Annotated in this window: 7 protein-coding genes and 1 pseudogene; 1 reads left to right on the forward strand and 7 read right to left on the reverse strand. The window is 47.1% G+C overall.

The window, feature by feature from the left end:
• Window positions 1–157, forward strand: a pseudogene (locus tag Xind_RS21825) (site-specific integrase); the annotation flags it as partial.
• A gap of 131 nt (window positions 158–288) precedes the next feature.
• On the opposite strand, the gene Xind_RS16660 reads toward Xind_RS21825, so the two are convergent.
• The 7 genes from Xind_RS16660 to Xind_RS16690 form a co-directional block, all read right to left on the reverse strand.
• Window positions 289–1,050: an IS5 family transposase gene (locus Xind_RS16660; RefSeq protein WP_187650515.1), complete on the reverse strand. Its 762-nt coding sequence runs from the start codon at window positions 1,048–1,050 to the stop codon at window positions 289–291.
• Window positions 1,051–1,680: 630 nt separating this feature from the next.
• Window positions 1,681–1,944 (reverse strand): helix-turn-helix domain-containing protein, encoded by a 264-nt coding sequence (locus Xind_RS16665; RefSeq protein ID WP_187650516.1) that lies wholly within the window; start codon window positions 1,942–1,944, stop codon window positions 1,681–1,683.
• 260 nt (window positions 1,945–2,204) lie between these two features.
• Window positions 2,205–3,074, reverse strand: a complete 870-nt coding sequence (locus Xind_RS16670; protein WP_187650517.1) for an integrase domain-containing protein — start codon at window positions 3,072–3,074, stop codon at window positions 2,205–2,207.
• A gap of 932 nt (window positions 3,075–4,006) precedes the next feature.
• Window positions 4,007–10,552 carry a S8 family serine peptidase gene (locus Xind_RS16675; RefSeq protein WP_187650518.1) on the reverse strand — a complete coding sequence of 2,182 codons (6,546 nt, stop codon included), beginning with the start codon at window positions 10,550–10,552 and terminating at the stop codon, window positions 4,007–4,009.
• A 51-nt stretch (window positions 10,553–10,603) separates the two neighbouring features.
• Window positions 10,604–11,188, reverse strand: a complete 585-nt coding sequence (locus tag Xind_RS16680; RefSeq protein WP_047683964.1) for a DUF5625 family protein — start codon at window positions 11,186–11,188, stop codon at window positions 10,604–10,606.
• 120 nt (window positions 11,189–11,308) lie between these two features.
• On the reverse strand, window positions 11,309–12,724 hold the full coding sequence (locus tag Xind_RS16685) for an HlyD family type I secretion periplasmic adaptor subunit (RefSeq protein ID WP_187650519.1): 1,416 nt from the start codon (window positions 12,722–12,724) through the stop codon (window positions 11,309–11,311).
• Window positions 12,725–12,813: 89 nt separating this feature from the next.
• Window positions 12,814–14,949 (reverse strand): type I secretion system permease/ATPase, encoded by a 2,136-nt coding sequence (locus tag Xind_RS16690; RefSeq protein ID WP_187650520.1) that lies wholly within the window; start codon window positions 14,947–14,949, stop codon window positions 12,814–12,816.
• Between the last annotated feature and the right edge of the window lie 411 nt (window positions 14,950–15,360).

Here is a 15,360-nt window from a genome sequence, read left to right on the forward strand (position 1 = left end):
GCTGATGAAAGCACCGGATCGTAATTTGCAGCTGGTCAGGTGTTTGCTGGGTCATCGTAGTCTGGCAACCACCCTGGAATATATTGATATCGATATGGAAATCGCGGGTAAAACGCTGGAGAATGAACTGGCGATATATCTGGATATTTCGGTGTAAGGATATCAGGGAAAAAAAGACAGGGCAGGCCTCAGACAGGATTAGGAGGTGGAGGTCTTAGTGAACGGCCCTGCATCAATATCGATGGTATGAAAAATGGCTAGGGCGTGTTGACGTTTATTGTTTATGATTTACTCAACCCACATCGGTAGCCATATAATGACAAACGCCAGTGCCAACGTGCTGGCGTAATTTCGAGCTAATTTATCGTATCTTGTTGCAATTGCTCGAAAATGTTTTATCCGTGCAAACGCATTTTCGACCAAATGCCGATAACGGTATAAAGCATTATCAATTTGCTTATCCGATTTTCGGTTATTTTTTCGATAAGGTATGACCGTTTTAGCCCCTTGTTTTTCAACAAAACTTCTGAAAGCGCCGCTGTCGTAGCCTTTGTCAGCTATCACAAAATCCGATGAAGGTGAATGTACGACCAAACTTTCCGCATGCACAATGTCATGCGTTTGACCGCCTGACAGCTCAAAATGGACGGGCAAGCCGTAACTATCTACGGCTAAGTGAATTTTAGTAGAACGCCCGCCTCGACTCTTACCGATGGCTTCATCTTCTGTTGAAGCCGCGCCTGAGCTATGTTGATGAGCACGGACAATACTGCCATCAATGAATAACCACTCGGTATCCGTATTTTCAGATAATAATTTGAATAATAAATCAAAAATACCTTTCTTTGACCATTCATTAAAACGCTTAAAGAGGGTATTCCATTTTCCAAATTCATCGGGTAAATCCCGCCACGGACATCCCGTTCTCATTCGATAAAGGATCCCTTCAAAAGTCAGGTAGTGCTCTTCTTTATGGTAAATACAACCACTTTGTTGCATCAATACAGCTAGCTTGTTCCATAAAGATTTTGATAATATGGTTCTTGGCATGATGGGCTGGGGTAATAGTTTTTTCGCGAAGACAATGATACCAGATTATCATGCTGTTCAAATTCCCCTCACAAAACGTCAACACGCCCTAATACCGATCCGGCATCCCGTAAAGTTTTTCCCTTACTTGACATCAGAATCAATTACTGAAATCATTATTTTAAATGAAAAAAGAGTGCTTGCAAATGCAGGCACCCTGTATTCATTATTTACGGCTTTCTTAAACATTGAGTGTGCAAATTAGGCGATCAATTGTTTAACATTGAATTAACAGCCCTAAATTTTAACTTATTTGTTAATTACCTGATAGTATTCAACAAATTAGCTTTAAAATCTTGGTGCCGGAGGCGGAATCGAAAAACATTATAACTTGTTGAATAGTTAAATTTTATTACCTTTCATTCAGTTTATGCCCCTTTTAATGCCCCTAAGTTTTTTTCCTTGCTTTTTCTTTCCTATCTGACTGATTTTAATTATTTATCTTACTTATTGCGTTCTTTTTCATCATCTTAAAGCAAAAAAGCCATGAGGGTTAAAAATGGTCAAATCTGGTTGCCATTTTACGCTCAGGGCTTGAGATAAAAAATTATCATTTTTACAACATCGATCACAAATTAAAACGGGTTATTCCTATGGTTTACTGCGAATCTTACGCTCAATCAGTTGACCACGTTTATCAAAATAGCGGCTGGGCCAGATCTCTGAGGGATGGATGCCGAGATAATTCGCGATAATCCACTCGCCTTTAGGCCACTGCCCGCTGAGTGCGTTTGCCAATGTTGATGAACTGAGTCCCGTCTCACGGGAGAGCGCCGCTAAGGTTGTACCCCGTTTACGCAATGCTGCGATGATATCGGCTTGATGCCAGTCATTTTGAACATTGTTATTATTCATTCCTGCTACCCCTTCCATTAATTAATATTGATGGTGGCGATCCAGACAGGGTTTGCAATACCGGAAAATACCCAACCGGCGAGGCCGAAGCCTCCCCTGTCTAAACCGCCATTGAAAGGGCGATAGCAAACACACTGGTAGAAATTTCCTACCAGTGGGGTATTTTCGCAGGGTTGCAAATCCCTGACCATTGGTATTTGCCAATGGCAGGAATACTTTAACTGATTGTTTTATCTAACTCAATAACCGAACAACTAAGTTTAACGGCTATAAACCCGTTCAACATAACGCCCGCGGCCGTCACCATGTCCCAAATCCATTGATACCAGTGCCCTTGCTTCCTGACGGCTAAAACCATTCTGTTGGTAAAAAGCCAATGCACCCTGTGCCCACGCATAACGCAAACTATGGGGAGAATAACAGCCTGTTAAACCAATCCTTGTGGTCTGTGTCCGCCAGTAGTTCATGGCTTGCTTGAGGTCTGATTTATCAATCAACCTGCCACCTCGTTGCTCTGCAATAACAATGGCCTGTTCGACAGCTTCTTTCACCGCTGCAACATCCAGTACGCGGGTTTGCCTTGGCCGACCGCCTTTTGTACCGAAAACAACATACAGTTTTGGTTCTGGTTGATCTAATTGTTTCCGCCAACTTTTCAATGAAGCGCTACATTGCACCGCTTCCTGAGAACGTAGCCCCAGCAATCGGGCAAGTTTCAGTGTGACGGCAAATCCGGCATCACGTCCAAGCGCCTTCTGATAAACAATCTGAAATGTAGCATCAGGGATCGCCTGTTTCGTTCCGGCACGGCTGGTTCCACTTAATCCTAATGCCTGATTGCTCAATCTTGGCGAAGTTTCCAGTTTTTCCCGGCCTGCCATGCGAAAAATATTACGCAGTGCGGACATTTCATTTTGTACCGTTCGCTTGGCAATCCCCTGAGATAAACGGGCATCAACGTAATGCTCTACATGCCTGGCTTTCAAATGGCTGAGACTTTTAACCTGGATATTCAGGTTCAATAACAACGCGCCCAAACGCCCCGCAATCCGAATACGGTCATGACAGGTTTTGTGGCTGCCGCCCGCCTTCCGGGCAAAAAATTTTAATTCCTTAATCAATTGGCTCATTGGCTTCCCCTTATTGATACCTGACAACATGCGAACTCTGGCGCGCGACAATGCGGGCAAAACAGGAATGCCTGCTTTGCCCTTGACGGATATCTGTGCGCCAGAGTGAACGCAAGTTGAGGTATTGCGGGGTATCGGTTGAGTACGCGGTACTGCCGCCTGTATGAACAGGTCATCCCCACCGGCTAAAAGCCAGCCTCGATATCGTCAAGTTCTCCTTTTTCAATCTATAAAATGCAGTGTCAGATTCACTGAATGGTGAAGCAGGCGTGAGCCTGTCAGGATTGTGATCTTCTTTGGCTGCGGCGTCACTTTCAGCGATAAATCCGCAAAAAGTGACGCCTTGAATTCTGTGAACAGTCAGCAAAAGTTGTGTAAGCGTTGAAATGCCCGCAGCATAGACAAACGCCGCAAGGTTCGGAGTCAAACGGTAGTTATGAGTTAATCATTTGCGTGTGGAAACTTATCCGCTGAATAATTCAAGCTGGGATAGTAAGAAGTATGAACAGGATGCGCGAAAGTCATCCTATTATCCATTGAAGATAAATGAAAATGTGATCTGGTACTGATACGAAAAGTCAGTGCATGAACCAACGTCCAACACACTTCGGAGACAAGATAAGAACACCTTTTGGGTGTATTTTTAGTTTAAGAAACCTTCATCACCAGACAAGGGGTTTATGTCTGACAATATCTGCTTCCAAAGGTGGGCAGATGTACCGCAATGCTTGCTCTCCCTTGCAGGCTACAGGAGTTTTCATTCGCCGCTTAATGCTGATCCTCGCAGGCGATAGGATCGTTTTAGTTACAGCTTCATACATTATCTATTAGATTAAAGCGAGTCAAATGTTTGTTTAAGGTAGAACAACACAATTTTTACCAGCCAGTAAGATGCCCGCGATGATTATCGCGGGCGCTATTACCCATTACATTTAATGCCAGTTGGCAGCCAGTACAGGTTGCAGCCGTTGTTGCTCAACATCGCTGAACATTGTGGTTGCAGGAGCTGATGGTGCAAATGCAGCCATGGCCTGAACAAGGTGTTCAACCTCACTATCCATCAAGCGGTGGCCATCACCGACCATAATGCTTGCTGGTCGTTCAGGAGAACTGGCATACCAATTATGCAGTGTTACTTCCTGTTTGCTACCAATGACCGAAATCTGTAAATCTTGCCCAGCATGCTGGAATCTCAGATTATCAAGACTAATATCCTTTCCTAACACCAAATTGCCCATATCACCGTTAAATTCTAACTTATTGGATCCATGTCCGACTTCTACAGTCGACATAGTACCACTGGTCAAAATATTGTTATTACCATCACCAACTTTTACCTTCGACATAGTACCGTTAGCAACGATATGGTTATTACCACTTCCTACTTCTATTTTAGCCATAGTACTACTGGACTCGATATTGTTATCGCCATTACCGGCTATTAGTTTATTAACATTGCCGGTAATGATGTTATTACCATCACCTAGCGTGATATCGGCATCTCGTCCTGTTGGATTGATTTTATTATCACCACCCCCGGCGACTAGTTTATCAACATTGCCGGTAATGATGTTATTACCATCACCTAACGTGATATCGGCATCTCGTCCTGTTACATTGATTTTATTATCACCACCCCCGGCTACTAGTTCGTCGACATTACCAGTAATAATGTTATTACCATCACCTAGCGTGATATCAGCTCTATGCCCTGTCACATTGATCTTATTATCACCATGTCCAGCAGCGAGTTTATCGACATTGCCAGTAATGGTGTTGTTACCATCACCTACTTTGATCGTCGGCATAGTACTGCTGGATTCGATATTGTTATCGCCATTTCCGACGATTAGCTTTTTAACATCACCAATAACGGTATTGTTACCATTACCTAGAGTGATATCGGAACTACTTCCCGTTACATTAACCTTATTGTCACCATTTCCGGCGACAACTTTGTTACCGTGGGCTTCTACAATGATCGTTTTACTTTCATCTCCCAACGTAACCTCGGCGAATGTCTTTTTGACCGTAATGGCATTGGGGTCAGTGATGATTGGTGTAGGCTCTACTACTGGATCAATTTTCGGAATAGTAATCGGTTTACGTTCAACAAGAGGAATCATAATTGATTCCCAGTCAATAGGTGGAATAGTAATCGGTTTCCAATCAGGAATTGTAATTGGCTTCTGATCAATATCAATAGAAGGTATGCTCGGCGTCAATGAATCCGGCACTGTAATAGTTGATGTATCAGGAGATTGCGGCACGACTGGTTTGACCGTGGGTACCAAGTCTGGTGCATGTTCCGCAAAAATGAAATCGGCTGCATCGAGCTGTGAAACATCCAGAGTATCGAGATAAAGCAGTTCCACTTTTGAGTCAGCGCCGTTTGCCCCATTAAACGTGACGTTAACACCATGAATTTGTGACAACCCATTGATCGTACCACGATTGCTTTTAGTGATAGAAAGTTGACTAAAGTCAGTGACGCCAACTTGACGCAGATCGATCTTATCGATACCGTGGCGGAATCCACGTAATGCGTTTCTGTAATTGCTAGCACCTGGTTGGGCTGCTACAACGAAAACGTCTGATGTTGCACTATCATGGCTATAAATAGTCCCATCCAGGCTAAATTTCATCTGACCCTGAGCATCAGTACTGAACAAGACTCTATTGCCTCCGCCATTAAGGATAACTGTTCCCAGGCCTTCTTGTGGTTGGTGCGTTGAGGTGTCACTACTGGTGTAGGTCATTGGCGCGATAAAGGAATCTTGGAATTTGAAATTCTCAGCACTAATTCCAGTGATTTGCTGATTTTTCAGGGTAATATTCTGGTTATTACCCAGATCAACCTTAACATCATCCCCCTGTTGAGTTATTAGCAAGTCAGCAAAGGTTTTTCCACGAAATCCGACCAGATCGATGATTTCGCCACGGGCGGCCTCGAAATTACTGATAATATCGCTGCCAGCTTCACGGCGGTGAACTACAAAGAAGTCCTTACCCGCACCGCCAATTAGCGTGTTGTTTCCACGCCCGCCATCTAGCAAGGCATCAGTATTACCTGCAACCAGCGTATCGTTGCCATCACCGGTGACAATGTTATGAATGCCTGACGGATCCTTGATAGTTAACGCGGCACCGCCAATGCTGGCAACACCGGTTTGCAAGTTGACCGAGGTATCGCGTGAAACCGCCGCCGCATTGAGGGTATTACGCCCACCCGCCACGCCATTAACTGCATCATCCAGTACCGCACGGTTGGCTTGCCCGACCACCGACTGGATATATTCGTCGGTGTAAAAGTAAGTATTATCCGGTGTACTCTTGCTGCCGTACAAACGGAGTGACCAGGCATTGAGTGTGGCTGGCAGGCCCGCATTTGCACTGGTGACTTGTAGTGTCCAGTTACCCGCTGAGTTTTCACCAAAATCATGGGTCGACATAAAGCTGTACTTGAACGTTCCCGACTGGCTGCTACCCATATCATCCGCACTCGCGCCCGGCAGGCCATCTGGAACCTTGCCCTGACGATTGAGTAATATACTTTGAGTGCCATCAGGAGAGATCAGTTTGAGCGTCAAATCGCCAAGACGACCCACTTCGGCGTCAAAATCAATTTCGATATGTTCGATATTCAGACCGGCATTCATTGCAATGGAGGATGTCAGTGTTTCACCCGCAGCCAGGGTTTTGCCAAGCGCACCGCTGGATGCGCTATAAACATACTCGTTGGCTGCCATGCTTTGCGTCATCCAGGACTCGGCCAGGCGAACAGCGGCTCGTGCATCGACGGCGCCAAATCCATAATCATTACTGGTGTGCATGCCGCCGCCGTTCCAGTGATGGGCGCTATTGTCGCTCCATTCGGTGGATGGGTCATTGACCTTGCGAGCAGATAGCGCAAGGATCTGCTGCACGTCACGATAGCCCAGGTTAGGGTTAGCCTCAAGCATCAGTGCAACAATGCCAGAGACGATCGGTGCGGCAAAGCTGGTGCCTTGCATACTGGTGTAGTCATTGCCGAAGGTCGAGCCACGGTCAGTTTTCAGCATATGGCTGGTTGATACCACATTGCTGCCTGGCGCTGAAACCAGCAGACTGGCACCCGGATTCGAGAAGGGTGAAGAACCAATCTGCAAGGTTGATAAGTCACCTTGTGCGTTAATCGCACCAACTTGTACAGAAAAACGGTTGTTACTGGTCAGTGACCCTTGGGCATTGCCGCCGGCTTCTCGATTGTTACCACCCGCCGCCACGATGACGGTACCCAATCCGCCACGGCCATTAGCCGCTGCGTACTGGGCATTCAGGCTCAGCGATGCAGCGGTATTGACGGAACCATCCTGAAAATTACTGAGCGCGAAATCGTTAGTGAATCCCCAGCTATTGTTAGCAATGTCAAAACTGACCATATGCCCCAGTCCCGCAAGGTCGGCTCCATCATTAGCCAGATAATAGCCACCCAATGTAGCGTCATGGGCAACCCCTACGCCACCAATATCATTCTTCGTGGCAACCATTACACCCGCCACCATCGTCGCATGATTGGAAACCACGTTTGGCAAGGTGCCATTGGCCTGTTGAGTTTGCAGCCAGGCTTTGTCAACATTCGCGGCAAGATCGGGATGAGCGATATCAAAGATTTCTGGCCCGGTGGCGAACTTGCCGCCCGGTTCGAACTGACCGATACGCACGCCTTTGCCGGTATAGTCTTTCCAAACCGGTAAGATGTTGGCATCGCTCAGATACCATTGCTGGGCAGCCAGTGGATCGAGCGGGACTTCCGGCGTCAGTAAGGTAGCAACGGCACGCATTGGTGCGGTTTCCCCGCTGCTCAGATCTACTACCGAGGCTGAAGGATTACCGGCTGCATCAGTTACACCATATTTGAAGCTAATTACGCCAGTGTAATCGGCATCCGGCGTAAACAAGACATCGCCCTGGGCGGTGAGACTGACCGTACCGCCTATCGCATCCCCGACATTGGCAATGCGCAGGGCACCCTGGCTGTTGAGGTGTTGATCATTGGCCAGCAGGCTCTCTGCGGAAATCAGATGAGGCTGGGTACGAGAAAAGGCTTTGCCGTCCTTGTCGTGGGTGAGGACATCCTCAACAGGCATCGCATTGGGGATTTGTAAATCCACCGCCGAAATATCTGCGAAATTAAGTTTTTGGATATTTTTCAGCGTCACTGTGCCATCACGCCCGGCGACCTTGTCGGTCACGATATATCCGTTGTCGGTACGGGTGATTTGGTAGTCGCCGTGGTTGCCGTGCAGGGTAACGATGTTAACCCCCCCATCGCCATCAATTGTGGCATTACCGTGGCCCACTTCGATAACGTCGTCACTTACACCGCCAAAAATCGTATCGTCTCCGCCACCGGCATGAATGATGCTGCCTCCTTTGGAGGCGTAGATTATGTCGCCCTGGGGTCCCGCATAGATAACCGACTTGCCACTGCCACCAATGATGGTGTTATGGCCGCTGCCGCCGACCAAAACGTCGTTACCCATTCCGCCGACCAGAACAGAATCACCGGAGCCGCCTTTAATAAAGACACCGTTGGCACCACCACTTCTGATGACATCACTGCCCCCGCCACCCTGGGCAACAGTTAAACCAGCCTCAGCCATGTTCAGCTCGACGCCTTTGTTGCCAACAATGAGCGCTGTATCATATCCCCCATTGCCATGAATGTTTTTCGTATCGTCAGAAGCGCTGATAACAAAAACGTCATCACCAGCACCGCCAATATAAGTATTGCTTCCTTCTCCCCCAACCAACCAGCTGCCGGTTTTTGCTGCAATCAGGGTATCATTACTGCTGCCACCATACAGATTGCTCACACCCAGTTGCTCTGTATTCAGAGTTTCACTGGTTTCACTCTGGCTGGCGTAAGCTGTGGTTGTGATATTGTTGTGGCTCGAAGTCAAGTGCAAGCCAGATCCTTGGGTACTGAGGATATTGCTGACGGGATCACCGAGGAAATCAACCGCCAGCATTTCACGGGTTTCCCCATTGATAGTAAAAGACCCACTAGCTACAACTTTATTCCCATCACGTACTTCGGCTTTATCTGAGGAGCGAACGTTAATCTGAGTAATACCCAGTTCAGCCAGTGTCTTTAGCTCGCCCGCATCGACTTTCGCATCATGTGAACCATCAATCCAAACCCGTAATTGGCTCCAGATCGGATCGTGCTCATCAATCATTCCATCTTTATTGGCATCTTCACTGGCTAAAGCTCCGAAACCATCCTTGAATTTCTTCTCGCCAGCGGCACCATTAATTCCGGTTTTGCCACTGTAGTATTCGGAGAACATTTGACTGGCATTTTTTATTTGCCCACTCCCATCATCAATCACCAGTATTCCGGTGTTACTACCTATCCAGCCGGTACGCTTGAGTGTTCCGCTGTTATCCATGTCGAACAATACGCCGTCACGGATATCAGTCATGTGTACGCCATTACCGCTCAGATCCAATAGCAGCGGGTCAACATATGTGTTGAACGTTGTCATCGCTGATAGACCGTTCAACGTGGCGGCGTTACGCAGGTCGAAGTTCAGCCTGCTGGTATCACCAGGTTGGTAAAAAGGTTTATAGAAATCAGACAGATAGGTATTAGGCCGAACATTGGGGTCAAGCTGCATTTCACCAGGACGAATGCCTCCGGTGGCAAGACCAGCCATCTGGGTTGAAGTGAAGTCTGTTTTATTGAGAATATCCCCGATGACAGATATTTTGTGTGTCGCCGCATTTTGGATATAACCGTTGGCAACATCTTGCCGAGCTTGGTTTTCTCCCAGAATATGTTTTTGGGGCTGTGGAGAGGAATTGATATCAATATTAATCAAGTTGGTGGACGGTCCCGGAACACGCTTACCCTCATCTGGGGTCAACCATAACGTTTTCGTGACATCTCTTGCGTCATGATACTCATAATATTGACCATCACGAACCAGATGGTTACTAATGATTTCAGCCCCATTAAATTTTAACATATTATTCAAAGGAATAATGTTATTCACGGGAACCAGATTTCCTTGCATGCCATGCGTATTGTATCCAATAGATGTTAATGAAAAAAACACGAAATCGACGCAACTGTTGGTCACAACATGGTATTCTGCTTTCCTGAATCCCCCAACTTTATCCGGATTTTCTGAAAAGTCGATTAACCTCTTGCCCTGAGTCTCAGTCAACGCGACGGAAACTTCATACACCGTTTGTTTATAGGCGACATTATCATGCCGCGTGACCCGCCCTTTGCCCCACGGTTCACCAAGCTCTGACTCAAAACCGTAACTTTGTTCATTTCCGTTCCCGTCATTTATCACATACCACATATGACCGGCGGATGAAGGATGTACATCTCCCGCTTTGTTCTTTCCCTTATTTTCCTGATAAACATACTCAGCCCCCCTCGGAGCAACTTTATAGGTTACAGAGTATTTCTTTTCCATACTTATTATTTCCTCTAGTTGTTATTTCTCTTTGTTTTTTTCCTGCATAAATCAAATCTTCGGATCGTAATAAGTGAACAGTACAAAACTCTCAATGCCATCAAATGCAGGGACATTTTCCAGAGTAGTAATAACCGCAAAGTAATGTCCTGGGGGTAATGAAAATGACTTAATATTCCGTATGGCCGCATTTACAGATTTTTCTTCATAATAGAAACCCAGCCCTCCATCATTTCCTCCTGCATTTATTTTCTCGTCAAAAAAAATCTTTTCATCTTTAACGAGATGGAGTGAAACTGGAGTTATTACGCCGTCATCATCAATACTTCCGTAAAATTTACTCCCAAATAATCGAAGTCGTCTTAACATTTCGTCATAGTCATTCCCTTTATCAAACAGCAAAGCAAACTGATACCCCCCCTCCTGAGGAATTTCAAAATCAAAAGTCACTGATTGACCGGCCTTGGTGACATCAATGGGTTTGTGTATTGCTTCTGCATACTGATGGCAACCGCTTAACCCCGAGACGAACCCGTTACAACGCACCAGTCCGGTAAAGCCTAAAAAAAAGAGGATTAACCAGCCACAAACTAAAAAGATAAGGAGATAGCCCCAGTGCCGAGGTAATACCTTCATTTTGTTGCTCCCAATAGAGTAAGATGACAAAAAGTCTCAATAATCACTTATCCCTCCTCAGGAAAACGGTAAAAATAACGCGCTGAGTCCGACATAAAGCACCTCATGCGCCTTCGGTTTTTATCGCTCCCTCAAACTTTCATCAATATGCTGTCGCAGCGGGCTTAAGAAGTAATCAATCACCCGACGCTGATCGGTTTTTATTTCTGCCGTGATCGACATGCCCGGAGACAACGCAACTCGCTGTCCATTGACCAGCAAGTGATCCGACTTCAGACGAATACGGGTGCTATAAATAAGCCCACGCTTTTCATCTTCAATGGCATCGTTCGACACGCTCAGCACTTCACCGTCAACGGTGCCGTACTTGGTGAAATTAAAGGTTTCCACTTTAACGGTGACCGATTGACCAATATGTACGAACCCCACATCCTTGTTTTCCAGCATGGCTTCCACTTCTATCGGTTGGTTTGCGGGGACGATGACCATTAGCGGCTGAGCCGGTGTCACCACACCACCGACGGTATGGATAGCCAGTTGTTGAACGGTGCCGGCCACCGGTGCCTTGAGGCTGGTCAGGTTTTCCTGATGGAGGGCTTTTGCCAGTTCCTGATTCAGGATCGCCGCTTTCTGGTTGGCTTCCTGCTGTAAGTCGAGCATGGCGCGGCGATTTTGCGCAACAACCGCTTCACGCCGACGCCGTGCCTCTTCTTGGGCAGCGGTGTTCTGCAAGACACTGGCCTGCTGCACGCTTAACTGACGTTGCAGATCCAGCCGGGCTTGCTCTTTTTCCAGATACGCATGTCGCGACACATACTGTTTCGTCAATAACCGTTGGTAGTCCTCGGCCAATCGCGTAGCGATCGGCAACGTTTTTTGCAGGCTGGTTACCTGGGCCTGGGCAGACTGGATTTCGGCGCTGCGTTGACGGATCTCTGCATCCACCAACTCCAGATTGCTACGGTATTCCTGATATTGCCCTTGAAGCCAACTCTGGGCACTGAGCACCTGATCTGGGTTGGCGTTGGAAATCGTTCCTGCCAGCGACGCCGGCGGCTGTTGTTGATTGATCGCATCAAGCATGGCTGTGCTACGTGCACTATCGATACGGACGGCCAGTAACTCGCTCTGGATCCGGCTGACATCAGCATTCGCCGCCGTCGGGTCGAGTTCGATCAACAACTCACCCACTTTCACCGCCTGACCGTCATTGACATGGATCGCTCTGACTACCGCCGTTTCGCTGGGTTGAATCAGCTTGGTTTTGCCATTGGGAACGACCTTGCCCGGTGCGACCGCTACCACCTCGATTTTACCGATGCAGGCCCAGAGCACTGCCAATAAAGCGAAGCCCATGATGCTCCAGATGAAAATCCTTGGTGCTGGGTGAACCGGCGTTTCCTGCAACTCCAACGCCGTTGGTAAAAACTGTAATTCATGAGGAAGACGCGGCGGCGTATCCATGTTTTTACGCTGGCGCCAGGCCTGACGCCATATGCTGCGATAGCGCTGCAATAAAGAAAGAGTGGCACTCATACGAAATTATTTTCCTTGAGTCGGGGTGTATTTGTCTTGATCACGTCTGCTTCTGGTAACGTTATTAGCCAGTATCATCGACGAAGCCTTCAGCCTTGCTGCATTTGGTACAGTCGTGAATAGTGACCATCCTGACGCGCCAGTAACTCAGCATGGGCACCCTGTTCAACGATCTGCCCGCGCTCCATCACAATGATACGATGAGCGTTGCGCACTGCTGACAATCGATGGGCGATAATAATGACCGTACGTCCTTTGCAAATGCTCTGCATGTTCTGCTGAACCACCCGTTCAGATTCGTAATCCAATGCACTGGTCGCTTCGTCGAAAATCAAAATACGGGGATCACCGATCAAAGCGCGGGCAATAGCCACCCGTTGCCGTTGACCGCCCGAAAGTGACGCACCGTGTTCACCCACTATCGTGTCGTAACCTTCCGGCAGCTCAAGGATGAACTCATGGGCTCCTGCCATTTTTGCAGCATGCATAACCACTTCGAGTGGCGTCCCCGGGTCGCTCAAGGCAATATTTTCACGAATGCTGCGGTTAAATAGCATATTGTCCTGCAACACGACGCCAATCTGCCGGCGCAACGAGGAAACATCAGCCAATGCCAAATCCATGCCATCGACCAGTACCCGCCCGCGCTCCGGTACATAGAGCCGCTGCAACAGGCGAGTCAGGGTACTTTTGCCTGAGCCTGAACGGCCAACCACACCAATAATTTCTCCGGCACCCATGCTCAGGTTGACGCCACTCAGCACCTCAGAGCCATCGGGACGATAGCGAAAATGCACCTGTTCGAATGTAACCTGCCCTTTAAGCGGCGGTACTGTACTGCGTGTAGACTGAGACAATTCAGTATGGGAATTGAGGATGTCTCCCAGACGCTGCACCGAGACGCCGGTTTGCTGGAAGCTGGTCCATAGCTGAGCCAGACGCATAATAGGACCGCTGACACGGCCAGCCAGCATATTAAATGCGATCAGTTCTCCCACCGATAGTTGCCCTTCTATCACAAGGCGGGCACCCAGCCAGAGGGTAGCAACCGTGACAAGTTTGCCGATAAGCGAAACACTTTCGTTAGCGAGCGTCGATAAAGTCTGGGTTTTGAAACCCGCTGCCACATAAGCCGCCATCTGGTTATCCCATTTACGGATGATTTGCGGTTCAACCGACATTGATTTCAGGGTATCAATGCCGTTTACTGTTTCAACAAGAAATGCCTGATTTTCAGCGTTGCGTGTGAAGCTGTCCTGTAACCGCTTACGCAAAAGCGGGGTTATTAAAGCCGAAACCAGGGCATAGAGCGGCAAGGACACCAACACAATGAGGGTCAGCCAGCCACTGTAAAAGAGCATGACCAAAATAAAGACTAAGGAAAAAAAGACATCAATCATCAGCGTAATGGCATTGCCGGTGAGGAAACTACGAATGTTTTCCAGTTCGCGTACACGTGCAACAGAGTCACCGACGCGCCTGGCTTGAAAGTACGCCAGTGGTAAATTGATTAAATGCCGAAACAGACCTGACCCCAACTCTACATCAATCCGGCTGGTCGTATGCGCAAACACATAGCTACGCAGACCACTCAAGGCCGACTCAAACAGCATAATGCCTAACAGCCCTGCCGCGACAACATCCAATGTCGTCAGGCCGTGGTGTACCAGCACTTTGTCCATGACCACCTGAAAGAACAACGGTGTCACCAAGGCAAACAACTGCAAGGCAAAAGATCCCAACAAAACTTCGCCCAGCAACTTGCGGTATTTGACGATAGCCGGGATAAACCAGGTGAAATCAAAACGTGAAGATTCACCAGATACACTATTTCCAGAGCGCACGAGTATCAGTTGCCCAGTCCAACGTTGCTCAAGTCCCTCGAAGCTGATAACTTCAGCGCGAGCTGAACGCGGATCCTGAATCAACGCTTGTTCCTGATCGACTTTGGCTAAAATGAAAAACTTCCCCTCCCGGTCAATAGCAATAGCAGGTAATGGTGTGTGTTCAAGTCTGGCAGGTGTGGTGCGCACAGCCTTGGCTTTCAGCCCCGATTTCCGTGCAGCCAGCAGCAGCTCCTGCTGGGTCACACCTTGATTAGCGGCAGAGAATTCATGTGAAAGTTGTTCGATTGAGATGGCTATGTTGTGAAACCTGGCCAACATGGCCAGACAAATCAGTCCGGTATCCAGTTCCGGGGAAAAATTCGGCGACTCAGTGCTCATTTATTCTTTTTTCCGTATTGCGTATGTGACTATCTTGCAAACTAAAAATATTACGTCATGCAGTGGTTGCAGATTGGGCATTATCAATTAGCAGTACAGATGTATTCAATAAAATTTATGTATATAGAATGAGAATTAAAATATTCAGTAGGTTTAACTGCCTACTATGACTAAATGATAATTAATTAACTCTTAATAAACTCATTAATGCTATTATTTGGTGTATTCGCCTGAAATTAAATAAAATTCAATAAAAACATAAATGTATATATCCTTGATAAGGAGTTAAAATTTAAAAATATAAATTAAATTTATTTTAAGTAAGTGGAAGATTGAACGATATTGATGTCTGTTTTTCTGAATGGAACAAGGTGCATTAGCCTGTTCCCCGGCGTGTTGAATAAAGGATTA

Origin of the sequence: Xenorhabdus indica, from assembly GCF_014467235.1 — a bacterium.
Lineage (GTDB): Bacteria > Pseudomonadota > Gammaproteobacteria > Enterobacterales > Enterobacteriaceae > Xenorhabdus > Xenorhabdus indica.